This window comes from Paenibacillus eucommiae (assembly GCF_017874215.1).
Lineage (GTDB): Bacteria > Bacillota > Bacilli > Paenibacillales > NBRC-103111 > Paenibacillus_AI > Paenibacillus_AI eucommiae.
The window spans coordinates 19,729-45,677 of the sequence record NZ_JAGGLB010000038.1 but is presented as its reverse complement, the minus strand read 5'-3'; the positions used below and the strand labels follow the sequence as shown (position 1 = coordinate 45,677).

19 protein-coding genes and 2 pseudogenes are annotated in these 25,949 nt (G+C 48.1%); 17 read left to right on the top strand and 4 right to left on the bottom strand.

Features of this window, described 5'->3' with window-relative positions; all coding sequences use genetic code 11:
• Nucleotides 1–917 precede the first annotated feature (917 nt).
• The 10 genes from J2Z66_RS35555 (at nucleotide 918) to J2Z66_RS35510 (ending at nucleotide 11,629) form a co-directional block, all read left to right on the top strand.
• A complete protein-coding gene (locus tag J2Z66_RS35555; RefSeq protein WP_245376096.1) occupies nucleotides 918–2,546 on the top strand; it encodes a helix-turn-helix domain-containing protein in 1,629 nt (542 codons plus the stop codon).
• Between the two features lie 299 nt (nucleotides 2,547–2,845).
• Nucleotides 2,846–4,750: a glycoside hydrolase family protein gene (locus J2Z66_RS35550; protein WP_209977559.1), complete on the top strand. Its 1,905-nt coding sequence runs from the start codon at nucleotides 2,846–2,848 to the stop codon at nucleotides 4,748–4,750.
• A 298-nt stretch (nucleotides 4,751–5,048) separates the two neighbouring features.
• Entirely contained in the window at nucleotides 5,049–5,573 is a 525-nt protein-coding gene (locus J2Z66_RS35545; RefSeq protein WP_209977557.1) for an RNA polymerase sigma factor, read from the top strand.
• Nucleotides 5,570–6,730, top strand: a complete 1,161-nt coding sequence (locus J2Z66_RS35540; RefSeq protein ID WP_209977555.1) for a hypothetical protein — start codon at nucleotides 5,570–5,572, stop codon at nucleotides 6,728–6,730. Before J2Z66_RS35545 ends, J2Z66_RS35540 begins: the two co-directional genes overlap by 4 nt.
• A 214-nt stretch (nucleotides 6,731–6,944) precedes the next feature.
• Entirely contained in the window at nucleotides 6,945–7,316 is a 372-nt protein-coding gene (locus J2Z66_RS35535) for a GntR family transcriptional regulator (protein WP_209977553.1), read from the top strand.
• Between the two features lie 52 nt (nucleotides 7,317–7,368).
• The gene (locus J2Z66_RS35530; protein WP_209977551.1) at nucleotides 7,369–8,145 is read left to right on the top strand and encodes an ABC transporter permease; all 777 of its coding nucleotides are present in this window, start codon (nucleotides 7,369–7,371) and stop codon (nucleotides 8,143–8,145) included.
• 26 nt (nucleotides 8,146–8,171) lie between these two features.
• Nucleotides 8,172–9,479, top strand: a complete 1,308-nt coding sequence (locus J2Z66_RS35525; protein WP_209977549.1) for a hypothetical protein — start codon at nucleotides 8,172–8,174, stop codon at nucleotides 9,477–9,479.
• A gap of 157 nt (nucleotides 9,480–9,636) precedes the next feature.
• A complete protein-coding gene (locus tag J2Z66_RS35520; RefSeq protein WP_209977547.1) occupies nucleotides 9,637–10,329 on the top strand; it encodes an ATP-binding cassette domain-containing protein in 693 nt (230 codons plus the stop codon).
• A 128-nt stretch (nucleotides 10,330–10,457) separates the two neighbouring features.
• Nucleotides 10,458–10,862 carry an iron chaperone gene (locus tag J2Z66_RS35515; RefSeq protein WP_209977545.1) on the top strand — a complete coding sequence of 135 codons (405 nt, stop codon included), beginning with the start codon at nucleotides 10,458–10,460 and terminating at the stop codon, nucleotides 10,860–10,862.
• A 548-nt stretch (nucleotides 10,863–11,410) separates the two neighbouring features.
• Entirely contained in the window at nucleotides 11,411–11,629 is a 219-nt protein-coding gene (locus tag J2Z66_RS35510) for a hypothetical protein (RefSeq protein WP_209977543.1), read from the top strand.
• A 161-nt stretch (nucleotides 11,630–11,790) separates the two neighbouring features.
• On the opposite strand, the gene J2Z66_RS35505 is transcribed toward J2Z66_RS35510, so the two are convergent.
• Together J2Z66_RS35505 and J2Z66_RS35500 are read right to left on the bottom strand one after the other, a co-directional pair.
• The gene (locus tag J2Z66_RS35505) at nucleotides 11,791–13,545 is read right to left on the bottom strand and encodes a sensor histidine kinase (protein WP_209977541.1); all 1,755 of its coding nucleotides are present in this window, start codon (nucleotides 13,543–13,545) and stop codon (nucleotides 11,791–11,793) included.
• Nucleotides 13,542–15,140: a response regulator transcription factor gene (locus J2Z66_RS35500; protein WP_209977539.1), complete on the bottom strand. Its 1,599-nt coding sequence runs from the start codon at nucleotides 15,138–15,140 to the stop codon at nucleotides 13,542–13,544. The genes J2Z66_RS35505 and J2Z66_RS35500 overlap by 4 nt, the downstream gene beginning before the upstream one ends.
• A gap of 187 nt (nucleotides 15,141–15,327) precedes the next feature.
• On the opposite strand from J2Z66_RS35500, the gene J2Z66_RS35495 reads away from it, so the two are divergent.
• The 7 genes and pseudogenes from J2Z66_RS35495 (at nucleotide 15,328) to J2Z66_RS35465 (ending at nucleotide 22,073) form a co-directional block, all read left to right on the top strand.
• The gene (locus J2Z66_RS35495) at nucleotides 15,328–16,227 is read left to right on the top strand and encodes an ABC transporter permease (RefSeq protein WP_245376093.1); all 900 of its coding nucleotides are present in this window, start codon (nucleotides 15,328–15,330) and stop codon (nucleotides 16,225–16,227) included.
• A gap of 11 nt (nucleotides 16,228–16,238) precedes the next feature.
• Nucleotides 16,239–17,117 (top strand): carbohydrate ABC transporter permease, encoded by an 879-nt coding sequence (locus J2Z66_RS35490; RefSeq protein ID WP_209977535.1) that lies wholly within the window; start codon nucleotides 16,239–16,241, stop codon nucleotides 17,115–17,117.
• A 199-nt stretch (nucleotides 17,118–17,316) separates the two neighbouring features.
• The gene (locus J2Z66_RS35485) at nucleotides 17,317–18,918 is read left to right on the top strand and encodes an extracellular solute-binding protein (RefSeq protein ID WP_209977533.1); all 1,602 of its coding nucleotides are present in this window, start codon (nucleotides 17,317–17,319) and stop codon (nucleotides 18,916–18,918) included.
• A gap of 24 nt (nucleotides 18,919–18,942) precedes the next feature.
• Nucleotides 18,943–19,680 (top strand): phytanoyl-CoA dioxygenase family protein, encoded by a 738-nt coding sequence (locus J2Z66_RS35480; protein ID WP_209977530.1) that lies wholly within the window; start codon nucleotides 18,943–18,945, stop codon nucleotides 19,678–19,680.
• A gap of 697 nt (nucleotides 19,681–20,377) precedes the next feature.
• Nucleotides 20,378–21,297: pseudogene (locus tag J2Z66_RS35475) on the top strand (DUF7638 domain-containing protein).
• A gap of 169 nt (nucleotides 21,298–21,466) precedes the next feature.
• Nucleotides 21,467–21,622, top strand: a pseudogene (locus J2Z66_RS43150) (DUF3934 family protein); the annotation flags it as partial.
• A 181-nt stretch (nucleotides 21,623–21,803) separates the two neighbouring features.
• Entirely contained in the window at nucleotides 21,804–22,073 is a 270-nt protein-coding gene (locus J2Z66_RS35465) for a NifU N-terminal domain-containing protein (RefSeq protein ID WP_209977528.1), read from the top strand.
• 661 nt (nucleotides 22,074–22,734) lie between these two features.
• Here the strand turns inward: J2Z66_RS35465 and J2Z66_RS35460 are convergent.
• The gene (locus J2Z66_RS35460; protein ID WP_209977526.1) at nucleotides 22,735–25,740 is read right to left on the bottom strand and encodes an efflux RND transporter permease subunit; all 3,006 of its coding nucleotides are present in this window, start codon (nucleotides 25,738–25,740) and stop codon (nucleotides 22,735–22,737) included.
• Complete coding sequence (locus J2Z66_RS35455) at nucleotides 25,737–25,913, bottom strand: hypothetical protein (RefSeq protein ID WP_209977524.1); 177 nt, start codon at nucleotides 25,911–25,913, stop codon at nucleotides 25,737–25,739. Before J2Z66_RS35455 ends, J2Z66_RS35460 begins: the two co-directional genes overlap by 4 nt.
• Between the last annotated feature and the right edge of the window lie 36 nt (nucleotides 25,914–25,949).

The following is a 25,949-nucleotide window of genomic DNA, read 5'->3' as shown; positions in this document are numbered from 1 at the left end:
GAGTAATGGGAGAGTAAAGGAAAAGTGAGGGGCATAGGTGGGAAATTTAGTCGTTGCGGACATGAGAGCCGTTATTTGTGGCAAATCCCCCTATTTAAGGATGCTTACGGACATGAGATCCGTTATTTCGATCAGAAGAAGCACCAAACCCACCAGCTAAGGCGAATAAGGGATCTGATGTCCGTAGCGATCCCAAAAGGACCTTAATTGACACAAATAGCGCATCTCATGTCCGTAAGCTACTTGGGATTGGCTCCGCTATGATCTGAACAACCTTGCCCAGTCCCTTCGCAGGTTTGAGATGAGCGTGGCATGTTCGTCAATTTGAGGCTGAGAGGAAGGTATGTGGGCGGAAGAACGAGAGTAGCAGTCTAGTAGCAGTACGTCCTTCTCCGCAATGAGTGTGTGCTCCATTTAAGACGATGTTTTTCATCGTTAAAGCAAGTGTTCCAGGTCAATCAGGTGCGTTAATGATGTTTTTCATCGTTAAAGCAGAGCGGATGGCCTCTTTGGGTGGTAAAAAGGAATTTTAACGATGTTTTTCATCATTAAAGCATGGTTGAGGAGAGGAAATGGTGGTTTTAGCGATGAAAAACATCGTTAAAGCATCAGCTCCTCTCAGCTGAGCGGGCTCTTCGTCTCCGGCGCCTGTGCCTGCCTTTAAAGATTTATTCCAACCCCCTCATCCATTCCATGGAAGGGAACAAATCTTTAACAGCGGCTGGAGCCCATAGCCATTCCCTCCGCAACGCTCCTACATCAAGAACACGCACCTCAAAGGACGTCGCAAGGCGATTTACTAGTAGGAGCCATTTTCTAATAATAGTTGAAACTAGCCTCTTCTATGAGATAAAATGAAAACAACGATAATTTGATAACGATTCTCATTTATTTACAAGAAGGGGCTGATCTTGCAAATGACTGGTGTAAGCTTGCCGTTCCGAACGTGCTTGTTCACGCTTTTGGAAGTTGAATATAAGCGTTACCCGGCTGGTTCCAGAACGGAAAAGCTGCTTGTTCAAGACTATACGCTGATTGGCATCATGCAAGGAACAGGCACTGGCCTGATCGACGGGAAACGTTCCCGGCTGACAAAAGGGGGATGCTTCCTGATTCCACCAGCCACAATGCTTGAAACGGAAAACGCTGGAGCTGAAGAGCTTGGACTGTATCGCTTGACTTTTCGGATGAAACGGGTAGAAGTTAGTGAATGCGAATCTGCCCAAGAGCTTGCTCCGCCAGAGCTGTTCCCACTTGCAGGTAAATTAAATATTCAGCCATTCGGACAATGGTCCACGATGCTGGGGGAATTGCATAAATACGAGTCTCAAGGTGAAGGGCTGGAGTCATTCAAGCAGCATATTCGTCTGCAGGAGCTGTTGTATTATTTGTGTGAGAGAAATTTAATTCAAGCTGAAAGCGATCCCCGCAGTGCGGTAAGTCAAACAATTGACGAAATGCATGCTGATCTTTCAAAGACTGTGAATATTAAAAATCTGGCAGAGCGGGCGAAAATCGGGACAAGGCAATATACGTATTTGTTCAAGGAACTGACAGGTCAAAGCCCGCTGGATTATGTCACCCAGCTGCGCATCAATCAAGCGAAGAAGCAATTGCTCGTGTCTAACGATCATTTGAATACAATCGCCCGCAATGCCGGTTTTCAGGATGTGTACTATTTTAGCCGCCGGTTTAAGCAAGTGGTTGGTCTTTCCCCTAAGCATTTCGTAAGCAAGCGCCGACGCGAGCTTCGGGTCGTTGCACTTTATTACAGCGGAATTTTGACAGCTATGGGCGTAAAGCCTGTGGGTGCCAATTTAACCTGGTGGGGAGGAAGCACATTTTTGAAGGAAATAGAAGCGGATATCGTGGATGTTGGTGCCACACCTTCCTTGGGGATGATTGCCGGGCTGGAGCCCGACTTGATTCTTATGAACAGCAACAACCTGGCTGAATACGACCAATTGTCGAAAATTGCTCCATCCGTTCTAATTCCGTATGACGGGAATCGAAGCATCTACGAGGACACGCGATTGGTGGGCGAGTTGATCAATAATCCCAGGGCTGCAGAACAGTTTATTGTCCGCTATGAGAAGAAAGCAGCTTTGTCCCGAGCCAAAATTGCCTCAGCCGGCATCGCAAATGAGAGCAAGACGGCAGCTATTATCCGTATTGAAGGAAATGGCAGCATGTTTTCAGTTTTTGGCGATAATTATGGACGCAGCGGCTGGGCTATTTATCGGGGATTTCAGTTCAAAGCTCCGCGTAAGGTGCAGCAAATCATCGAGAGCGGGGCTCAGGTCGAACAAAGACTGCCGATCCGGCTGCTTCCGGAGTATGCGGCTGCCGCTGATTTTTTATTTGTGATCAATGAAGGTGAGGGCGTTGAGCTCGTCTCGAGGAGCGTGGAGTGGAACCAGTTGCCGGCTGTCGTCCATGATCGGATTTTTGAGTTGAATAAGGAGATGTTTTCCTATGCTGATCCGGTCTCCATTGAGGCGCAGCTGGAATTGCTTACGGATTTGCTGTTGGAGCGAAGAACATAAGGACAGTTTGACTAAGATTGTTCAATTTAGGATTACAAAGTGATCCCCTTGGTAATGCGACAAAAGTACCTTTAGCTTAGAAACCACCCGGCTGATGATAAAATCAGTACCGGGTTTTTTTATGTTTTATTAAAACATTTTTGGTGGAAGCCTGAGGTGATAAAAAGATAAGATCATCGGTGACATACGATAAGATTGTCTGAGGACACTGCGGTGGTGGCGGAGTATAATGGCGGTGTGATAAAAACTTAGGCTAATGAGCAATAGAAGGGTTATTACTATAGAGAGGAATGTGAAATATGGATTATGCGCAGAAGAGATGGATGAATGCTTGGCTAAGACACCCGGTACTTGGAGATCCTTCCTTTGATTCGTTCGAGCGGGTAGGCGAGTGTGTGCACCGGTCGGAGAAGCCTTATGAATGGGCTGTGAACGGGTCGTTATTCCGGGATCCCAAGGATGGGGGGTGGTACTACTATGCTGGCCTCTATCCTTATGGGTATAAGTTGATTGAGGAATTCTCTGCACATTGTATCGTGTATAAATCTGCCGATGAAGGTGTGAACTGGGAGTGCCTTGGACCGGTATTCGAGAAAGGATTTGCTTTTGACCATCATGACGTGGCTTCTGATATTGTTCCTGATGCTGTTGTGACTTATGATGAGCAATCGGATACTTATTGGATGGCTTATGATTGGTGCACGAACAACTCAGATTGGTCGAATGCGTTTAATCCGTTAGGGACAGGCGCGGATTCCGGCGCTGCGCTCGCATGGGCCAAAACTCCGGCCGGCCCCTTTACTAGGCTCCCGGCTCCACACATTAGCAATGTTGAATTAGCCGGCGACATGGGCAGATTCAAACGGATATACGCCTCCACTTTGTTAAAGCGTAAAAACGACTGGATAACACTCGCCTTGTGCGATTCCAGCGAATATTTCTCCTGGGGGCTTGCTTGTATGACGGCCCCGTCACCAGAAGGTCCCTGGTCGAGACCGGTCATCGTGATGTCAGTCGACCGGCCTGAGTATTATCCGGCGCCTGTCGAGTTCTATCCATGCTTCGCTGTCGGGGATACGGTATACGCTCCTGCCACATCCGTTGCCGCATCAAGAAATTACCAGGCGGTCTTCTCAGCCAGCCTTGAAGAAGCCCACGAGCCAGAAGCTTGGAGCCTGCTCTTCGATGGGAATGCCTGGCACAGCCGTCCGAGGCTGGATGAAAAATACGGCATATGGGGGCAGACTTTCCATGGATTCGTCCATAACGGTATTTTCAATGTCATGTACCCATCCAAGAATGAGGATGATCACGGTACGCTGTTTGTTGCTTCACGCCCATGGGAGCAGCCCTTTAGCGATGGTTTTACCTTATCTGCGCATAAAGGGAAAGCAATATCGCCCGTGCTTGCCGGATATGTCCATTTTTCGCTGAAAGCGGATGTTGTATTGGAAGGAACCGTCGATTTTGCTTTTGACTACGGTGGCATTCTAGGTCCAAACGAAAGTAAAAGCGATGCAGTGCCGCATCAGCAGTCGATCTCCTCTTATTCAGCGCTGCGCCTTAGCGACGAGGGAAGCTTTAAGCTTATTACCGTCGATTTTAACGGTGTAGAATTTGTTCATGCAGCTGGATCTTATGACAAACCGGTCACTTCGATTGAGCTGCGAAGGGAAGGAAGCAATGTGATTGCTTTCCTTGGCGGCATCCAAGTGGCAGAAGCAGAAATTGCGGTTTCCGCCGCGAAGCCGCTGGCTCTTATTGCTCATGAATGGTCCAACCTGAACTGCAGCAAGTTCGAAGTAACGGGCCATGCGGGGCGTTATGAATTGTTTTACAACGGTTTTGATGCCTTGCTCGGTGCGGGGCAAAGGATCGGCGATTGGGAAGTTACGGCATCTGAGCTGTATCGATCGAATAAGGGGCTTGTTGGTCAAGGCAGGTGCAAGGCCAAGTGGAATGTGATTGGTGATGGATTTGATATTTATGCGCCAACCGCTCCTGAATTCGGAACGATAAAAGTATATGTGGATGGTGAGTTGTCGGGACACGCAAATTTATATGCACCGGAAGCAAGAGCATCAGCCGTAGTCCATACCGTGGGCGGCCTTACGCAAGGGCGGCATAGTGTTCAGATTGAAGCCGAGAGCGGGAAATTCGTATTGGATATCATTGCGGTACACGGTTCAGCCGAAATGGATTAGCGCTTTAAAAGAAGCTCAAATGTTTATTGTCATCACTATCCCATTCGGTCAGGAAACAAACACCTGCTGGTTGTCCGCTTGGGCGTTACCTTTTTGAAAAATAGTGGATGGTATGCTGCGCCCGAATTTCCGGGCGTTTTTTTTTTCTTTTTGCAAAGCCTGTTATGACTCACCTGTTATGCCTACCTGTTGTTGTTTCCAAAGCGATCTTTCCCTCATGATTTGCGTCAAACAGATGAACCAATTCCTCGGTTATGACAATATATAGATGAATGGCCATTCAGGAAGGAGAAATGATTTGGATATTGATGAGTTGATCGAGCTTGTAAAGCAGCATGGCAAGTCGATTTACGGTTTTTGCTATAAGCTGACGGGGAACAAAGAGAATACGGACGATTTGTATCAGGAAACTTTTCTTAAAGCCGTGGAACTGCGACTCAAGATGGACGCGTCCCGAAATCCCAAAGCTTTTCTCATATCGATTGCAATTAGGCTGCACAAAAATCATCGTCGTAAGCTTGCTTGGAGACAAAGAATTGCCCCCACAGCTGAACTTGACGAAGAGGCAAACAAGTCCGGTTCGTTCGCAAGCGAAGCAACGCCAGAAGACGCAGTGCTGTCGCTTGAACTTCGCACCATGATTCAAGACGCTGCTCACCTGCTGGACGACAAGCTGAAGCTTCCCCTTTACATGTATTATACAGCTGATATGACCGTTGAGGAGATTGCTTCGGCGCTGAGAATTCCACCGGGAACAGTGAAGAGCAGGCTGCATAAAGCCCGCAAGACAATGAGAAAAGTATTGGAGGTTGATTCCCCATGAAGGACGCGGATTGGGAACGATTGCTCAAACAATCTTTGGCTTCCGCAGCAGAGCCCGAAGAAAATTTGAATCAGAGTATAATACATCAATTAAAGGAGCGTAGTCAGATGAAGCCTACATATAGGAAAAGATTATCCGCAGGACTATTAGCCGCTGTATTGTTGCTAGTACTGTCCATATCAGCTTATGCGGCGACTCAGCTATTCAGCCCCAAGCAGGTCGCTGAGCATTTGGGAGATCAGCTGTTAGCGGATGCGTTTGAAAGTAAAGATGCTATTCAGATCAATCAATCAATGGTTTCTGGAGACTACCGTTTTACGCTGCATGGTCTCGTTTCGGGAGCAGGTCTTAGTGAATTTAGCCATTCTTCGGAGGACATATATCCTGACAGGGCATATGCAGTTGTATCTATAACCAGACAGGATGGCAAGCCGATGCCGAATACCGATGATCCTGAATATGGCAAGGATCCGTTCTTCATTTCGCCGTTGATCAAAGGCCAGAAGCCATGGCAAGTTAACATTGTCACGATGAACGGCGGATACAATGAGATCGTTATAGATGGTGTCTTGTACAGAATCATTGAATGCGACCAGGTGGAAATGTTTGCAGACAGAGGGGTGTATTTGGCGATCAGCAGCGGCACAACGTTTTATAGAAACGAGGCGTTTATATTTGACGAAAAGACGGGGGAAATCCGAGCTAGAGAAGACTATCCCGGCGCCTCGTTGCTGTTTGATCTCCCTCTCGACGCAGCAAAGGCCGACCATGCCAAGGCAGAAGCTTATTTGGAGGCACTGTTGAATCCATCGTCTTCACAAGATTCGAGAAGTAATGAAGACTCCAGTGATGCAGAGGATGAAGAATGGGTAAATTGGATTAACGATTTACGGGCCAAAATACGTAACGGCGAGACGATCGGTGAGACCCTTTCCGCATCCATAAAAGAAGTGACCTATGACGCTTCGGGAAATATCATTTATACTTATGGCGATCGGAGTCTAACGATGTCTCTCCACGACTTGTTCGAGGAGGGGCAAATTGGTTTTTCGGATAGACGACTCCCCATCAGCGGGGGGGACGATATCTACGAGGCGCTGCTATTTCACAGAGACGAAAATGGTGTGATTACTGGCAGAGTCGTTGTATTGGATTAATCTAATCGTTACTCAAATGGATTTCATGCCCTAAAAATAGCTGAAAAACCTCCATTCAGTTGCGCTCATTAGTGTATGGAGGTGCTCAGTTATTTTTGTGATATACAGTACGAAACTTAATTGACATCGCACCGCATTTAAGCAACTTAGGAGTTGACAATAAGTCTGTATTACCTACATAATACAATAGAGTCCTAAGGCAGGTGTATAAAGCATGTTGAATTTCTATGAGCTAAAGCTCAATCATAAGGATCCTGTTTATATACAACTGGCCTTGTATGTGAAACGGCAAATCCTGCTGCGCAGGGCGGAATCCGGCGATAAGCTGCCGTCCAGGCGGGAGATTGCGGCCCAGATGAGCATTAATCCGAATACGGTACAGAAAGCATTTAAGCTGATGGAAGATGAGGGCTTTGTGCGCACAAGCAGTACGCAGGGGAGCGTCATTTATGTCGATGATATGATTTTGCGGAGAATTGAAGAAGAATTGACCCGCGAGCTGGTGAAATCATTCGTCGACTCAGCCAAAGACATACATTTGTCATTCAAGACGGTTGTCGAGCTGATCAGTGAGCATTGGGAATAATTTTTTTTGGAGTAGTTGTACTATGTGCATAATACAATAGAGGTGATAAGAAATGATGAAAGGCTTATACCGTCTGATCAACATCGAGTTTGCCAAATGGTTAAGACTCATTATGATTCTATGTGCGGCCACGATGATAACGCCGTTAATTATGGTCCAAGATCAATTGAAGAATTACAGTGAATATACCGTGAACGAGCGTTATGAGGATCTTTATGCTTCATCAGGCAGTGTGATTCTGTTCCTGATTTTTCTGGTGATTGTGTGCGCATTTTTCCTGAAAACCGTGTATGCCGATTATTGGGGCGGTAAGAGCATCTATACGTATTTGACGCTTCCAGTGAAGCGGGAGGCGTTTTATTTCAGCAAGCTGATCGTATTTGCGATATGTCTGCTAATGCTGCTAGCTGCACAGCTGATCAGCATACGGATTGGCTATGCTCTTGCTGCAGCCAAGTACGGAAGCTATGGCGAAGGGCAATTCGTCATGCATAACGGCTTTTTTCTGGCGATGATTCGTTCGGAATTTTTTCGTCTGCTGCTGCCATTAAGCCTCAGCCGGCTATTATCGTCGCTCGCCGTGTTTACGACTATTGCAACAGGCTTCTATTACGGGGCTCTTTGCGAGCGCAGCCGGAAGTACTTTGGATTTGCGGCTATTGTCGCCGCCCTCTGGATTATGATTGCAGTGATTGGCTATCGCATGAACGAACAGATCCATTACAGCGATCTTAGTAGTCTATGGATGAGTAGTAGTGCACTTTTTGCGCTTAGCGGATTTTTTATTTGGCATAGCCTGCATATTTTAAGAAGAGGCGCAGTCGCGTAATATTCACAGGGAAGGAGGAGGAAGACATGCACATCATAAAGAAGCACTCAGCTCTTCTCGCGCTGGCAGCGGCTATAGCGGTAATACTGGTTCTGGCTGTTCGGACCTATGCGTTGAAGGATAATGTGGAATTCGAGCTCCATGACTGGTTCGGCAGCCGGGAAGCGATTCAAGATGTTGCGATTAAGGGGGAGCTGTTTGACGGCTATCATCGTACGCTGTTTCGGTTAGAAGAAGGGCGGGTCGATACCCGTACGGAAATTTTTGCCCAACCGCAGTGGAATAATAGTTTCAGCTATGTGCCTGGAGGTCCCAAACGGATGGGCGGAGGGATGGAATACAGCGTTGAGAACACGACCACCTCTTATACAATCACATCCAGGAAACAGAAGAGTTACTACTCGATCCCAATCGGTTCTTCCGAAGTCACGCCGCCCATTGTGTTTAGAAGCCCCGAAGGCCGGGATGGCATTATATTAGCGAATTCGCCAGAGTACGGCTTGGCCAAGATCGGGGAAAAAGTATACTTCACGGTTCCCGTATCCGCTTATTTCACGGGCTCAAGCGGTATTTATGAGCTTAAGTTCTATGAATGGGGATTTGGCAGCGCTGTGGATCAAGCCGAGTATGCGCCGCGCAAAATTGTAGACATCAATCTGGACGCGAATAGGCCCGAAGAACATGCGGGTGTGGAGGTTCTTGGTTTGGAGGCGGTAAGTGATCGTCTGGCACTGATTTCGGTGGAACATAACACGCTGTTCATCAGGAGCTATGATAGCCAGAGCGGACAACTGCTTGGGGAAGCCTCTGTGCCGGATGTCCATTTGCCTGCAAGGGGGGAAGAGGGCCAGCGGACTCCGGTCTCAATGGGCTATTATGAGGGATATGAGGCTTACCGCGATGATGAGCAAAATATACTTACGCTGAGCTTTAGGCGTACCTCTTCTGAAACAGAGCGGTTGCATACGACGATCCTAAGCCTTGATTTTTCTGATGGGGTGAAGATTGCTAGTACGGTAAATGCGGTTTTCGACGACGGAGAAGAAGATACCTTTAGCGGTATTTCGCACATGAGCTACCGCAATGGCAAGCTCTATGTGATTAAGACCTTCCGGGATCGGGAAACGGAGCCATCCCGTCTGTTTTACGAACTCGTGCGTCCTAAGCATATGTACATCTATGCCTACGAACACTCGGAGCTGATTTATAAAGGCGAGCTGGTTACCGAGCTGAATGAAGATAATATAAGGGCCCTTAACCTTCCACCAGCGCATGGCGGGTTCGGGTATGATCAACTGGATTACAGGCGCTTTGCGGATATCGCGGTGGAATAGATCCGGATGCGGACAATAGATCCCGGCAAGTGGACCTGGAGGAAAGACGGGGAAGATGGGGAAAACCGGAAAGACCCGGAAGGACCAGGAAAGACTGAGAAGGACTGAGAAGGACCGAGAAGGACCCGGATAGACAGGGAAGGAGGAACGGACAGCTATGATCGAGCTTAAATATGTGGATAAGCGTTATCCGGCCAGCAATGCCTTTCTATTCATTAACAGCTTGACGATTAATAAGGGCGAAATTGTAGGTGTGCTGGGGGAGAATGGCAGTGGTAAAACGACCTTGCTCAAGGCTATCATGGGTATAGGCGAGCTGCGGAATGGCGAGATTACAATCGATGGCCGGCCCGTCAAGGAGCAATACGAGCGAATGGCTTTTATTACGGAAGAGGGCAGCTTTTTGCCTGATCTGACACCTGTGAAATATGCACAATTTCTGGCGTCATTTTACCCCCGGTTCGACCAGGAGTATTTCAAGAAGCTGCTGAAGCTGTACGAGCTGCCATCTGATAGCAAAATCAAAACGTTCTCCAAAGGCCAAAAGATCAAGCTGGAGATCAGCGCCGGATTAGCCAAACAGGCAGACTATCTCTTGCTGGATGAGCCTTTCGCAGGCAAGGATATATTCTCGCGAAGCGACTCCCTGAAGCTGATGATGTCTGGTCTGAGTGGCACGGAGACGCTGCTTATCACAACTCATCTGATTGATGAGATCGAGAACATAATTGACCGCGCCATCATTCTCCATAAAGGGATCATCAGGGCCGATGTCTATATCGACGATCTGAGGGAAGAAGGCAAAAGCCTGGCCGAAGTGATGCATGAGGCTAGAAGCAAGCGTTCTTAGTATAAGCGGCTGCGGTTATCTACAAAGTGGAGGCTCATTTTGCAGGATGTTGGAAGGTTCAAAGGAAATAAGTCCGGCGATGTCGAATACGTCGATAACGTCAAATAGTCAAAAAGGAGGTTGAGTTTATGGACGGCAAACCTGTCACTTATGCATCCATTGATGCATATATTTTGGAATTTCCCCCTGAAGTTCAGGAAATCCTTCAAACATTAAGAACGGCTATTCAAAAGGCGGCGCCGGAGGCCAAGGAGAAGATCAGCTATCAAATGCCTACCTTTGAGCTGAGCGGAAATCTGGTTCATTTTGCCGCGTACAAAAATCATATCGGATTCTATCCGGGTGCAGGCGGAATTGAGGCCTTCAAGCAAGAATTGTCCGTGTATAAAGGGGCCAAGGGCTCGGTGCAATTTCCGCTCGGCAAGCCGCTCCCTTATGAATTAATAAGCAGGATTGTGGCGTTCAGAGTGGCTCAGAATATGGAGAAGGCAGTGCGTAAGAAGAAGGATGCAGAGAGCGGGAAGAAGGGGTAGGAGAGTCCAAACGAGTCCGAACGAGCCAAACGAATCAACCAAACAAATCAAACAATCAAACCAATCAAACCAATCAAACCAATCAATCAATCAAACAAATCAAACCAATCAAACAAACAAATCAACCAAACAAACAAACAAGCAAGCAAACAAATTAAACCAACGAACCAACCAAACCAACCAAACCAATTAAACAAGCAAACGAAGCAAACCAAACCAAACCAAACCAAACCAATCAAACAAGTACAAATCATATGTGGTGGAACATGGAGAGTAAGTTGCCTTTTGACCTTTTGCAAGGATAAAAAATCCAGAATGCTCATTGTCATCACTATCCCTTTCTGTCAGGAAGCAGATGCCTGCTGGCAGTCCGTTGGAGCGTGTGCTTTACTTTAACGATGTTTTTCATCGTTAAAAGAAGTGTTCCAGGTCAATCCGTCACGTTAGTGATGTTTTTCATCGTTAAAAGAGGCCAGATGGCCTCTCAGGGGGGTTAAAAGGAAGTTTAACGATGTTTTTCATCGTTAAAGCAGGGATGTGGAGCGGACTTGACGCTTTTAACGATGAAAATCATCGTTAAAGTAACAGATCCTCTCGGTTGTGCTCGCTGGCGGGGCCGTCGTTCAGTCCAGCGGCTTGGCCCGCGGGGAAATCCCCTACAATCCAGAGAAAAACCCTTGCTGGCAGTCCGTTTGAGCTTGGTGTTCGTGTTGATTCGAGCGATTGTAGCTGAAAGGAGGGATTGGCTGTGGGAGGAAGAGCGGTAGCGTCCGCATTTAAAGATTTGTTCTCACCTCAGCATCCATTCCATTCAAGGGAACAAATCTTTAACAGCGGCCGGAGCCCACAGCCCACAGCGATTCCCTTCGCAACGCACCAACGTCGCGAACACGGACCTCTAAGGACGCCCCAAAAAGGGCGTCTTTTTTCACGATGTTTCTTCCGAAGGGAAAACAATGTGCACCACGGCTCCCCTGCCGTCAGCTCCAGATAAGCGGATGCCATAAGAGGCACCGTATTTCAGGCGGATGCGCTCATGCACATTGGATAGCCCGACACCGAGCTTCTGCTTCTCGATCAACTGATCGATAGGGCTGTCGCACAGCTCCGGAGGCAGGCCAGGCCCGCTGTCCATCACTTCGAACGAAAGCACCCCGTTGTTCATACGGCAGGAGATCATAATGTTCGTTTTCTTGCCCTGCACCTTTCCGTGCTGCAGCGCATTTTCCACGATTGGCTGCAGGATCAGCTTCAGCATTGGCTTCCCCAGCAGTTCATAGGGGACATCGCAGATAAGTTCGAACGAATCCGGCTGGCGCAGCTGCTCCAACTGTACATATGCCTTGATATGATCGAGCTCCTTGGCGACGGTTGTTACTTCTTTCCCTTGATTCAGCGAGAGCCGCATAAAACCAGCCAAGCTGTTGATGATTTCCTGTGTTTCTTCACGTTCGGCGCCGGCAAATTTACGTATTTTCCATTTAATAGCATCGAGCGTATTGTACACCAGATGCGGGTTGATCTGGTTGGACAGCACCGTAAAGTGCAATTCCTTCTTCCGCTGCTCCGACAGCCGGATATCCTCCAGCAGCATGTTGATTCTTTTTACCATATGAGAATAACCTTCCATCAGATAACCGAATTCATCCCTGCGCGGTTTGCCCGTGTTCAGCTTGGCATATTGCCCCAATTGAAAATTTTTCATATAGGATACAAGGTGGATAATCGGAGTAGTCAGATGCCTGCCCATAAAATAAGCGACGATAACCGTCAGGGCGACCACGAAGGCGAGCAGCACGAAATAAAAGTTGCGGATGACCTCGACGGGCTTCAACAGGTCGGCCATCGGAATCATGCTGATCATATACCAATCATGAATCGGCAGCGGTCCGTAGGTCACTTTCTGCAAAACGTTGTTAATGGTAGCCGCCTGACTCCCGAATTGATTGCTCTTAATATCCCGGTACAAATCCTCTTCCAGCTTTTGCCCCTGCAGATGCTCGTTCGAGCTATCCGTTACAACGATTCCCTGGTTATCGACGATCAGCGTCTGCTGGCGTTCCCAACGCGAAGGAAGCTGGATTTTCTTCACAATGGACTGATTCGTAATCGATAGCGCCAGTATGGCTTTGGGCTCAAGGACGTTGAATTGCCTGAGCATATTGTAGCGCACCCATACCGAGTCGCCATTGGCGGGGTTATGCTCATTGCCGTTCCAGTGCACCTGATTTTTGTTGACGGCGCTTTTAACCGCATCTGAAACTTCAGGCGTTTCGTCCAGAATCATAGTCCGGTATATCGGGTAATCGCCCGGCTCCAGCGGAATAATCTTAGCCTCAAAAATGCCGTATTTGTTCACAAAATGCAGCAGGTAGGGAACTAGATCGTTAATCATTTCCAGCTCTTCCGGCGTACTAGGATCGGTTGCAGACAGAAATCGCTGGACTTCTCTGGCTCCGACGATTTCGATGGCTATATCATTCAAGCTTTGCCAATGCTGATTGAATTCCCGTAAATTTTGTTCCAGGATGTCCCGCATGAAGTTGTCCGTTGACAGATTGATCGTTTTGAGTGATTTGCTGTAAAAGAAATAGCTGCTAATGCATAGCGGTAAAATAATCAGCAGCAGCAGCACGGTGATCAGCCGGCCGTTAAAGGAGCGCAGCCAGGGGATATGTCTCATGGCAAAGTCCTCTCCAGCCCTTGTTTTCTGAATTCGGAAGGATTGCATCCGGCGAAGCGCTTGAATATTTTGGAGAAATGGGCAAAATCCTGATAGCCGAGAAGGCTAGCCACTTCGTTGACTTTGACGTCCTGCGCAAGCAGTGTCTTCGCTTCCTCGATCTTCAGCATCGTCACATAGTTCAGGAAGGTTCTGTCCATCTTCTGGCGAAACAGCCGGCTTAACCAAATTGGAGAAATATACACATGGCTCGCCACATCCTCCAGGGTGATTTTGTCACGGATATTCGCTTGGATATAATCGAGCGCTTTTTGCAGAATGCCACCGATGGAGGGAGCTGTCTGCCGGCATAGTGATACGAAATGCTCTGTCAGTATTTCCTTCAGGGCATCGATCGTTTCAATTTGCTCTATCGTTTGCCATAGTCTGAATGACTCCGTGGCGGAGAAAGTAAGTAAATTTGCTTGCTCCAGCAAGCGGTGTATGCTCAAAACCCATTCAAAGCAAGGGCGGGACACAGTGCCATCAGCACCTGCGGGAAAAGTGAGCATCAGCTTTGGCAAACCGGATAACGCTGCGCGTACATCCTTCGCATTGCCGTTACGCAAGCCGTTCAGAAAGGCGAATTCGTCGAATGTATCACCATCATCCTGCAGTACCCCTGGAGTGCTCTCATATACATGTACTTTATTGCCGCCAGTGAATTGTCTATTAGTGAGCGCTTTCAAAGATTGCTCTAAGAGCTGGGGAAGCAGGCTCCACTCAGTGCTCACGGAGCTGACGCCGGCCGATACGCTCGTCTTCGTGTAATAGCTGATGTCGGACAGCATATCTTCATTGATTGAAAGGATGTGCTCCATCAGCTCGTAATGATTATCGTTATGGCTGGATAAACCGATGATGACTACCCATGAAGATTTGTCGAACGGCCATACAAGCGCTTCTCCATACTTCCTGGTAATGTCCTTCAGCACATTATCGATCGTAAATGAAAGCAGCTCCTGCTCCTTCTTACTCGGAGCGACCCGGCTGTAATGGTCGGGCTCAATGACGCATACGATCAAGGGCAAATAGTCAAGCCATTCCAGCTTTAGCTGCTTGCATTTCTCTTTAAACAAAGCTTCGTTGTAATACGCTTTATTGGTGAGCAGGCTCTCCACGAATTTTCCCTGCAGGACGGGCAATACGTTCATCCACGCATCGTCATGCTCTTTTGTTTCCCGCTCCAGCTCATGAATCATCTTCATAACAGTAGTTGTAAGCTCCGCAGTTTTAACCGGTTTCAACAAATAATCCCAAGCCTTCAGCTGCATAGCCTTTCGCGCGTATTGGAAATCATCGTATCCGCTAATAAATACAACTTTGGCCTGTGACTCCTCCCGCTGCAGATTCTCCATAAATTCAAGACCATCTGTGCCTGGCATTCTGATGTCGGTAATAATTAATTCAGGATGGTGCTTCTTGTATATTTCGAGTGCCGCAGCCCCATTATCAGCCTGATATACGCTGTCAATGCCCATTTCCCGCCATGGGATGCTCTCGGCAATACCGTCCCGGATTTCCTTCTCGTCATCCACAATCAGCAATCGGTACATGCAGGTTCCCTCCCGAAAGTCTGTTTCTTTTTGATAGTTAAAATTATATCAGGATTTCGCCCGGCTGTAATGAGGCACGTAAAGATTGCCGTATAGTTCCGTAAAGATTGCCTAGAGCATGCTTTGCCCGTATCGGATTATAATGAACACAAGTTCACGGCGTTACAAGAAGAAAGGAGGTTTTATCATGACACTTGCCAAAAATTTACGTAAATATCGAGCCGTGTATTTGATGTTTTTACCAGTGGGGCTCTATGTCCTTATTTTCAATTACGTTCCTTATTATGGGCTGGTAATCGCCTTTCAGAAGTTTAGCCCGTTTCTTGGCATTAACAAGAGCCCGTGGGTCGGTATGGCGAATTTCGAGTTTCTGTTCCAATCCGGGGATTTTTTCCGGTTGTTGAAAAATACGCTGCTGATCAGCTTGTACAGACTTGTATTCGGATTTCCTGCTCCACTTATTTTCGCCTTGCTGCTGAATGAGGTCAAAAACATGCTGTTCAAGCGGCTGGCACAGACGATTACGTATTTGCCGCATTTTTTGTCCTGGATTATTTTCGGGGCACTGATGATCAGCTTCCTGTCCCCGGAAGGCGTCATTAATAAACTGCTCGCTGGATGGGGCTATCACCCTGTAGAATTTCTCATCGGGCCGGAATATTTCCGAACGATTCTCGTTGTCACAGGAACATTGAAGGAATTCGGCTGGGGGGCCATCATTTATCTGGCAGCTCTCTCCGGCGTTGATCCAACCTTGTACGAAGCGGCGAGAGTAGACGGTGCCAGCCGTTGGCGCCAGCTGTGGCACGTCACGCTTCCAGCGCTCGTACCGGTTACCATTCTGCTGTTCATTATGCAGCTGGCGTATATTCTTGACGCAGGCTTCGAGCAGGTGTATGTATTCATGAATCCGACGCAATACGCGGTGGGTGACATTATCGACACGTATGTATACCGGATTGGCCTGACTGGTTCTAATTTTAGCGTGGCAGCGGCAATGGGCTTGTTTAAAGGGGTTGTCGGACTCTTCTTGATCGTATCGACCAACAAGCTGGTCAAACGAATGGGGCATCAGCCCTTGTGGTAGGAGGAAGAAATTTGTCAAAATCATTGTTTAAAATGTCCATAGGACAGATGCTCGTGTATGTCATTGTCCTACTCTGCTGCATCGTGACGCTCGTTCCGATCCTCCATGTTTTTTCCATGTCGTTTAGCTCGGGAGAGGCCGTGCAGAAGTCAATCCTGTTTTTGTATCCCAAAGATTTCACTTTGCAAGCCTATCGTTATATTTTTGACAGCAGTATCTTTCCGAAAGCATTCGGGGTAACGGTTCTAGTTACGGTTGTAGGCACATTTCTCAATATGGTTATGACCATTCTTGGCGCCTATTCCTTATCGCGCAGGGCACCGGGGACCGGCTTGATGCTGCTGTTCATCGTCATTGCCATGATTCTGCCGGCTGGTATGATTCCTGTCTATTTGCTTGTGAAAAATCTCCATTTGCTTGATACGCTGTGGGCTTTGATTATTCCCGGTATGGTGGCCCCGTTCTATCTCATTCTGATGCGCAATTTCTTCTGGGGCATTCCCGATGCTCTGATAGAGTCGGCACAAATGGAGGGCAGCTCAGAATGGAGAACGATGGCGCAGATTATCGTGCCGCTGTCGGCACCTGTGCTCGCAACTATCGGTTTGTTCTATGCGGTGGGACATTGGAACGATTTCTTTAAAGGAATTTTCTACATCAACGATCGCAACCTGTGGCCGCTTCAAGTGCTGCTGCGCTCCATCGTAATGCAAAGCGATTACAGTTCAATGGGGGCTATGAGTGCAATGGCGGCTGGTAAAAGTAATCTTGTACCAGAGACGATTCAATCGGCGGCGATCGTGGTGGTGACGGCTCCAATCGTTATCCTGTATCCCTTCCTGCAAAAATATTTTGTTGGAGGCATCGTGCTCGGTGCAGTAAAGGGTTAAGCAAGCGTCCCATAAAAAAATTGAAATATTTTCCAATATCCCACATATGCAACATCTGATACATCTGCCAGAATAATCAAGACTTTGTAAAGGTGGTGATGCCACAAAAAAAGGGGATTTGCAGTTAAGTATTAGGCTACAATGAGTAGAGATTGTCCTGAAACGGATTTGATGACAAGTTGAGAGGGGAGCTTGAAACATGAAACATGCAACATCCCGTAAAACACTGACATTGCTGCTTGCGTTCGTATTGGTGCTTGGATTGCTTGCAGCCTGTGGTAAGAAAGAAGCGAATAAGGGTTCGACCCAGGAAGGGCAAGAGGGGAAGACCGAACAAACCGGCGAAGGCCAGAAAGAATCCCCCGTTGATATTAGCGTTATGCGTGTACAGTGGTCGGATGAAAAGCTGTTCTCTCCTGACAACGCTATGGTGAAGGAAATCAACAAGGCAGCTAATGTTAATTTGAAATACGAGGTCGTCGATTCGGCCGAATATGAGAATAAATTGAATTTGACTATGGCTGGCGGAGAGCTTCCCGATATTATGTATGTAAGTGACCTCTCCAAATTTGCTGAGTATGCACAGCAGGGTGCTTTCCTTGCGATAGATGAATATCTGGATAAATATCCTAAGGTTCGTGGCGCTTTTGCGGACGACGTATGGGAGGAAGTCCGCAACGCTTCGACCGACGGAAACATATACTTTCTCCCTTTGTACACCGGGTCTGCTCCTTTCGTAAACATTTACCGTCAGGACTGGCTGGAGAAGCTTGGTTTGCCGGAGCCGAAGACTGTCGAAGAGTTTGAGAACATGCTGATTCAATTCCGGGATAAGGATCTGGATGGCAACAGCAAGAAGGATACGATACCACTTGCGATGAGCGCTACTTCGGTACTATTCCAAGCAAGGGATCTGGCCCCCATGTTTGGGATTCCCTGGCTTGATGGCTGGATGCCAAATCCGGAAAAGTCTGATGAAATCATGCTGTCAGGGATGAATCCGAAGATGAAGGATTTCTTGAAGTTTATGCATAATCTACGTCAGGAAGGGCTGCTTGATTCCGAATTTATTGTGGGCAAAAAATCAGGCAGAGACAAATTCGTATCCGGCAATGTCGGTGCTCTTGTCGCACATGTCAACGAAACACCAGTTGTGATGGAAGGCTTGGCCAAAACCGATCCGAATGCGAAGATCAATATTACCGGCGCCCTAATCGGCGCAGACGGCCAGAAAGGCGGCATGAGCTTGAGCGGCCGGACGGTCGGAGGGTTCGTCATTAATGCTAAATCGAAGGATAAAATAGATAAAATTTTTCAATATTTGGAGTGGCAGGCGTCAACAGGCAAAGATATGATCGACTGGGGTATCGAAGGAAAAACCTATATCGTGGAGGATGGCGTCAAGAAAATTCTTCCGACCGAGCAAATCCCCAACGAGTACCAGGGACTTATCGTGTTAAAGCTTGTGTTTAACCAGGAGTATTCTGATGCTCATCATAACTGGCTGCGTAATTTTTCAACGAAAGAAGAGTTCGACGCTTTTATGGTCAAAGTGAATGATGTGGTCGACAATGGACTGTGGGACGAGGCTTCCAAGTATCGCCTAACAACCGAAGACAGCAAGAAATATAGCGCCTCGCTTGGACCGATGGTAGAGGAGTTCGCCACCAAAGCGATCATCGAGCAAAACTTCGATATCGACAAAGAATGGGATAAGCTGAAGGACAAATGGTATAACAGCGGTGGCAAGGCCGTTACGGATTCGTTCAACGCTCTTTGGCAAAACAAGAAACAGAAATAATATTCTATCAAGAGGTGTCCTACTATGTATTTATCAAAAGATGATGTTCAACGTTATAATCAGGATGGTTTTCTACTTGTTCCCGATTTGTTCTCGGCTGGTGAAGTGCAGCGTATGATCCAGGAAATAAGAGGCGGAGAAAGGATAGCTTCCGCTGAAATCAATACAAGCGATAGTCTTGGTATGAAAGTGAAGCTGACTTATTGGGAAAACCTGATCGGGGACATATGGTCAGCGGCATCGACGTGCCCACGTGTGGTCAATAATGTACGTATTTTGTTGGGTGAAGAGGCAGCCTTTTTTCATGGCAAAGTGATGCTGAAGGAAGCACATACCGGGGGAGCCTGGGAATGGCACCAAGATTACGGCTATTGGTACGATCAGGGCTTTATGTATCCCCGCATGCTCAGTGTCTTCGTCGCTCTGGATGCAGCTACACAGTTGAATGGCTGTTTGCGGGTGCTGAAAGGTTCGCATAAGCTGGGCAGACTGAGTCATGGAGCGGTCGGAGGGCAGACGGGGGCTGATCCTGCGCGGGTTGCGGCAGCCGAGGAGCTGCACGAAACGGTGCATTGCGAGATGACTCCCGGGTCTGTACTGTTCTTCGACAGCAACTTGCTGCACTGCTCTTCCGCTAACGATTCGGACTTCCATCGCCATTCATTTATTATGTGTTACAGCGCTTGGGATAACCCGCAGCAGACGGAGAACGGCTTCGTCCGCCGTGAGCCTTGCCCGGTTGGCGCAGACGATTCGATATAGCGCAGATATTACAGCGTTATTACAGGGTATAACGCGATGCCGTCCCGCATTGTAAAACAGGAAAAGCCCCGCAGAGCTCTAAGTCTCTGCGGGGTTTTTGCCTGTGTGCTTTGCTTGGTCGGAATAAGCTGAGAGGGAAGGATGTGGGCGGAAGAACGATAGTAGCAGTCCACTAGCAAGCGACTAGCAAGTGACAAGCAAGTGACAAGCAAGTAGCAAGCAAGCAAGCAAGCAAGCAAGCAAGCAGCCCGTTTCCCCCGAATGGAGCGTATGCTTCATCACTTAACGATGTTTTTCATCGTTAAAACAAGTGTTCCAGGGAAATCAGTCACTTTAGTGATGATTTTCATCGTTAAAAGAGGACGGATGGCCTCGCTTGGGGGTTAAAAGGAAGTTTAACGATGTTTTTCATCGTTAAAGTAAGGTTGTGGAGACGACCGGCGTTTTTAGCGATGAAAAACATCGTTAAATCATCGTTAAATCCGTGCAGCAGCAGCTTTTCATTCATTTTTAAAGGAGGAATTTGGAGAATTCCATAGAAAAGTTGAAGTGGTCCATAAGAATAAATATATGGATAAGAATATGGGTGTAAATTGGTGTGTTACTTGGTATCACTTAGTAATATTTCGTATTATTTTATTCTATATGCAGCTTCCGCGGTTCAATAAAATACTAATATAATAGAATGGATGATTTTATGCATAAAATAAGCAGACAAAAAACGATTGAAGGCACCCGGATTCCAGGCATTATTAGGAACGGACAGTACTTTTTTATAAACCTTGATGTGTATGAAGACGGAATGATTAACTGCTGGGAGCTTGTTGATTTGGTTGGGCTGAAGGAAAAGCTGAGGGAAGAGTGGCTTGTTCCAAGTATTCCTGACGGAGAAGCCATATCCATTCACGGGCTGGGGATGTATACAATCGAAGCGGCAAACTGGAAATATGACGAGCATACTTATTATGAGTACATAGAAAAAACCATTAAACGTCTTAATCCAAAGCTGGAAAACATATATACCCTATCTGCAGAAGAGAAGGAGCTGGCTAAAAATAGAAGAATAACTTTTTCACCTAAAGCGAAGGATTTTTACGTTAAAAATGAACTCTTTTATGAAACTATCGATGGAGATGGCTTGGCGGTATTTATGCAGCATGAAGGCCTTAATTATCTGGTGAACCTAGTAGTTTATAAGGACGGGCGCGTTACGTGCTATCATTCGGAATTTGAGTTGAACTTTGCATTAGACGAGCTTCAAGAATACTTTAGGAAGGGAACTTTTTTTACTGGATTTAGTAGTCCTACTGAAGTTATTCTAGATAATTTCGCTGAAGTGCTGCTGTCCGAAGTTGTTTACTCTGAAGATATTGGCGAGAAATACAAAGAACTGGTTGATGCACACTGCAAATTGAATGGTCAAAAACATCACTTGAAGCATGCAGAGAAGCCTATTATGAATATCTTGAGGAGCCTACGAGCTACACTAGAGAAAAGCTAAAAGAACGATATGAGCTTGTACCGGAGCATGAACGGGCGTATCTGGGGGATATGGACAGTAGGGATTCAGATTATGTAAGAATTCTATACAATCCGGAGAAGAAGAGAGAGGTTTAGGGATCTTATAAGTGCTGTGATGACTAAATAATGAGCTTTATTCTGTACATATGGCAGGCAATAGTGTATATTTCACATACTTGGTTAAATAATCGAGCCTGATGGTAACACTAACAAAGACAAGTATATGAACATACAAATTATGGCGGATTATAGCGGAGTGATTGATTTGAGTAAAGCTAAGGGCAAGGGCGGAACAGGTAAAGGAACGGATAAAAAGGGCTGGAACCGATGGCAAGCTAGCGCCAACAGGGCGAAGAACTCCCCTAAGCCTTATACGAGCAAGGGGACTAAAAATGCCGAGGGTGCAAAAGCTGCCAGCAGTAGCGCTAGCAGTAAAGCTAGTAATAACGTCAGTAATAACGCCAGTAGTATCGGTGGTAGTAAGAGCAGCAGTAATAAAGTTAATAACAAAGGGGACAAAACCCAATAGGGTGTCCTGCGGGCTGAAAGAGATTGGATCCATAAAAAATTAGATTATACTTTATTAAAGGAGTGGTTAGCACATGGCAATAGAAATTAATTTTCAGAATACACCAAATCCGAATGCGATCAAGATCAACACGAATCAAATCATATTTGAAGGTCCAAGAAGTACATCCTTGAAAAGCGGTGATGAAACGGATCATCCACTGGCTCTAGCTCTGCTCCAAATAGAAGGTGTTGATAACATTTTCGGGATCAAAGATTTTGTTACAGTCAGCAAGGTAGCGGATGTGGAATGGGACGCAATTATACCCAAAGTGGAAGAGGCCTTTAAAGCAGTTTACAATTGAGTGAGCCGATAATGTATGGATAAACGTGATAAACGTGATAAACGTGATAGACAAGATAAACAAAAGTCTTTTGAAAGATGCGTTACAAAATATATGATATTAACATCGATCATCAGCTTCCCTCATCGGGAAGTTTTTTTGTTCCAGAAAATATACGTTTTGGGGATGTCTGGAGTGGAAAACTCTCAATTATACAGTGCAGCTTTACAGTGGTAAAGTGATGGCATGACCCTTCACTCTCCAAGAGAATCAGAAAGGAAGCTCAGATTTTCCCTATCGCCACTATCCCTTCCCCTCAGGAAAGCGATTTTTGCTCTCAGGAAAGTAATTTTTGCTGTCGTCTGTTATCCGTTTGGGCATGGCACGTCCGATCTACAAGTCGCCATCCTACGTTTTCGCGTATACTCAAATCCAAGACACTATGCTAGCTAGATACTAGAAACTAGAAACTAGCTACAAGCTACAAGATATTTGCAGCCTTCGCGGCAAGCGATACACGTAATATCAGCGACACAGGAGCGCAAAACCTTCTCCTTCATGTAGAGGTTCACGGTGGGCAGACATACCTGGACTCCTAAAGTTACTACAACAAAAAAAGCTGCTAGGCTAATAACCTCGCAGCTTTTTTGTATTAAAATATTTTATCAAAGATCATTCCTTTTCAAGCCGAGGCCGCTTGCCGGGCGGTTGTACGCTGGCGGCGGGACTTGCGGAAGAACAGAAGCTCGTAGATGCAAGGCACGATCACGAGCGTGAGCAGCGTGGCGACGATGAGACCGCCGATGACAACGACGGCTAGGCTCTGCGAGACGATGCTGCCGCTTTCCGGCGCTCCGAACACGAGCGGCAGCATGGCGCCGACGGTGGCGATCGCCGTCATCAGAATCGGACGCATGCGCGTTCCCGCTGCCTCCAGAAGCGCTTCGCGAATCGTCATTGTCTCTTCGTTCTGCTTCACGCGGTCGATCAGCACGATCGCGTTGGTGACGACGATGCCGATGAGCATGACGACTCCAAAGATGGCGGTGAAACCCGGTGTCACGCCGGTCACGATCAAGCCGAGCACCGCTCCGATCGGCACGAACAAGATCGAAGCGAGAATGGCGATCGGGGCCCGCAGCGTCTTGAACGTGATGACCAGGATCAAGTAGACGATACCTATAGAGACGAGCATCATGACGAACAGGCTGGAGAAGTCGGAAGACTGGTCGGCGGAAGCGCCGCCCACGTAAATTTTGACGTCTTTCGGCAGGTTCACGTCTTTCATTGCTAGCGATATTTCGCCGCCGACGACGGACAACTGGCTCGGCTCGACCGTCGCCGTTACGCGAATGTAGCTTTTCCCGTCCTTATGGTAGAACTTCGTCGGCTTCTCTTCCTTGACCCACTTCGCTACGCTGGACACCGGCTTCGGACCGTCGTCGGTCAGAACGGTCAGGCCGTTCAGGTCGCGCTCGGACTTCGGAGCAAGCACTGGCTGAACGGAGACGGTCAGCATGCTGCCTTCGGACTGCACCGTGCCGATCGGTACCGGATTGATCATGCCTTGAAGCTGGGGTGCTATGTCTCCGGCTTTGGCTTCGGTCGGGTTCACTTGCAGCGTGTACACCGTCTTCTTCTGCTCCTGGTTCGTTTCGACCTTGAGCACGTGCTGGATCGGCTTGATCGTGGAGACGATTTCGCCAGCCGTCTCCGCCAGCAGGGCGGGATCGTCTCCGGATACGTCGACGAACACGTTCGTGCCGCCCCCGATTCCCAACAGTGAACCGGCGCTGGCGTTCAGCTCCGCTCCCGGATAGTTCGAGCGTTCCGCCTTAATGGCCTCGATCATCTGGTCGGCGTTCGCGCCTTTCTTCATCTGAATCATGTACGACACGAGCGACGGCGATTGGAAGCTTCCGTACTTGGCGGCGTCGGCGCTGTTACCCATGCTCATGCTGACCCATTCCTGACCTTCCTGATTCATGAGGAACGCTTCGAGTTTTTTGCCGTTTTCGAACACTTGGTCCGTCGGGGTATCCAACTTGTATTCGAGCGTCACGTTCAGATTCGTGGCGTCGGAAGAATCGATCGCGCCCTTCGGCAAGTTGAAGTATACGCCCACTGAGCCGATCAGCAGCGCGAACGCGATTACGAGCGAAACCCACTTGTGCCGCAAATTCCAATGCAGGAACGAGGTAAACCGCTTGGACGGCTTGTGCTCCTTGATCGACAAGTTGCGAAGTACCCCGGCGCTCATGAGCGGAATAACGGTCAGCGCTACGATCAGGGACGACAGCAGCGAGTAGGCGACGGTCAAGGCGAACGGCAGCAGTAACGACTGCAGCGAGCCCTGCAAGAGTCCCATCGGCAGGAACACGGCGACCGTCGTCAGCGTCGAAGCGGTGATCGCCCCCGAAACTTCCCTAGTAGCGTCGATGACGACCGAGGCGGAGAACGGTTCCTTCTGCAGCCGGCGGAAAATGTTCTCGATGACAACGATGCTGTCGTCCACGAGCCGTCCGACCGCGACGGCGACGCCGCCCAACGTCAAAATGTTGAGGGTGATGTTCGAGAGATCAAGCAGGAACAGCGTCAATGCCAGCGACAGCGGGATTGACACGATCGTGACGAGCGTCGCCCGGACGTTGCGCATGAACAGGAGGATGACGATCGTGGCGAACAAGGCGCCCATGAGCACTTCCTGCATCATGCTGTTGACAGAATGGACGACCTGTTCGGACGTGCTCATCATCAGCTTCAACTCAGCATCCTTGTTTTCCTCGTTCAACTCCTGGATCGTCTTCTCCACGCCTTTGCCCACGTTTACCGCATTGGCGCTGGCCGCTTTGGATACGACGATCATCAGCGAGTCCTTGCCGTCGAGCCGGCTAATGCTTTCCTTGTCGTCAAGCAGCCTGACGTCGGCCACGTCGCCCAGGGCGACTCCGCCTGCGACCGGCAGCTTCTTCAGCGTCTCGATGTCCTGAAGGGAGGACGCGACGTTCAAGTTCACGACCTGCCCGTCCAGCGACGTCTGGCCGACGGAAGACGAGGCGCTGCGGCCCTGCAGCACACCGTAAAGCGCCTGAAGCGGGAGTCCTTTGGCCGCCAGCTTCTCCGTGTCCGGAAACACGCCGACGCCAGGCAGCGACTTGCCGGACAGCTGAACCTCGCCGGCTCCGTCAATCGAACGGAAGGCGTCGACCGCCTGCTGTTCCAGCTTCGCCATCTGCGCTTCACTTGTCCCGTCGGCGAACGTGAGCGAGACGAACGAGATCGGAAGCATCGAAGTATCGAACTGAATGACGTACGGAGGCGACATGCGCTCCGGCAGTTGCACTGCGTTCACCGCCCGCTCGACATCCGTTTTTGCTTGCTTCATATTCGTTTTTGAACCGAAGTTCAGGTTGACCTGGGAGAAGCCGTCTCCCGAAGTCGAGAACGTATTGGTTTTGCCCTTAATGGCCGCCAATGCTTGCTCCAGCGGGTTCGTCACCAGGCTCTCCATCGTGGCGGCGTCGTACCCCGGACCGGCCACGCTGACCGTTACCTGCGGGGTTTCCATCTCCGGCATAAATTCCATGGGAAGCTTAAAATAGCTAAAGATTCCGAGGCCAAGCACCATCACCACCAGAATCGATATGGCCGCTTTGTTGCGGAATACTCCCTGTAAAAACCAATTCATCTTATATCATTCCCCTTCCGCTCTTGTTTTTCATCTCTCTTTTTATCTAACTTTTCATCTAACTTTCCAACTAACTTTCCATCTAATTGTTCATTGCTGATCATTCGAATGCGTAATATATCATCCATTGCATTTATAATCGTGAACCTTTGACTAGGGACGAATCTTCTCATAACCCACTCCTCCTGGATGTTCGAATAGGATGCTCA

What these genes read in the sequence shown, in the direction of transcription:
- J2Z66_RS35555 (WP_245376096.1), top strand. Translation starts at nt 918, where the DNA reads ATGACTGGTGTAAGCTTGCCGTTCCGAACGTGCTTGTTCACGCTTTTG.
- J2Z66_RS35550 (WP_209977559.1), top strand. Translation starts at nt 2,846, where the DNA reads ATGGATTATGCGCAGAAGAGATGGATGAATGCTTGGCTAAGACACCCG.
- J2Z66_RS35540 (WP_209977555.1), top strand. Translation starts at nt 5,570, where the DNA reads ATGAAGGACGCGGATTGGGAACGATTGCTCAAACAATCTTTGGCTTCC.
- J2Z66_RS35535 (WP_209977553.1), top strand. Translation starts at nt 6,945, where the DNA reads ATGTTGAATTTCTATGAGCTAAAGCTCAATCATAAGGATCCTGTTTAT.
- J2Z66_RS35530 (WP_209977551.1), top strand. Translation starts at nt 7,369, where the DNA reads ATGATGAAAGGCTTATACCGTCTGATCAACATCGAGTTTGCCAAATGG.
- J2Z66_RS35525 (WP_209977549.1), top strand. Translation starts at nt 8,172, where the DNA reads ATGCACATCATAAAGAAGCACTCAGCTCTTCTCGCGCTGGCAGCGGCT.
- J2Z66_RS35520 (WP_209977547.1), top strand. Translation starts at nt 9,637, where the DNA reads ATGATCGAGCTTAAATATGTGGATAAGCGTTATCCGGCCAGCAATGCC.
- J2Z66_RS35515 (WP_209977545.1), top strand. Translation starts at nt 10,458, where the DNA reads ATGGACGGCAAACCTGTCACTTATGCATCCATTGATGCATATATTTTG.
- J2Z66_RS35505 (WP_209977541.1), bottom strand. Translation starts at nt 13,545, where the DNA reads ATGAGACATATCCCCTGGCTGCGCTCCTTTAACGGCCGGCTGATCACC.
- J2Z66_RS35500 (WP_209977539.1), bottom strand. Translation starts at nt 15,140, where the DNA reads ATGTACCGATTGCTGATTGTGGATGACGAGAAGGAAATCCGGGACGGT.
- J2Z66_RS35495 (WP_245376093.1), top strand. Translation starts at nt 15,328, where the DNA reads ATGACACTTGCCAAAAATTTACGTAAATATCGAGCCGTGTATTTGATG.
- J2Z66_RS35485 (WP_209977533.1), top strand. Translation starts at nt 17,317, where the DNA reads ATGAAACATGCAACATCCCGTAAAACACTGACATTGCTGCTTGCGTTC.
- J2Z66_RS35480 (WP_209977530.1), top strand. Translation starts at nt 18,943, where the DNA reads ATGTATTTATCAAAAGATGATGTTCAACGTTATAATCAGGATGGTTTT.
- J2Z66_RS35465 (WP_209977528.1), top strand. Translation starts at nt 21,804, where the DNA reads ATGGCAATAGAAATTAATTTTCAGAATACACCAAATCCGAATGCGATC.
- J2Z66_RS35460 (WP_209977526.1), bottom strand. Translation starts at nt 25,740, where the DNA reads ATGAATTGGTTTTTACAGGGAGTATTCCGCAACAAAGCGGCCATATCG.
- J2Z66_RS35455 (WP_209977524.1), bottom strand. Translation starts at nt 25,913, where the DNA reads ATGAGAAGATTCGTCCCTAGTCAAAGGTTCACGATTATAAATGCAATG.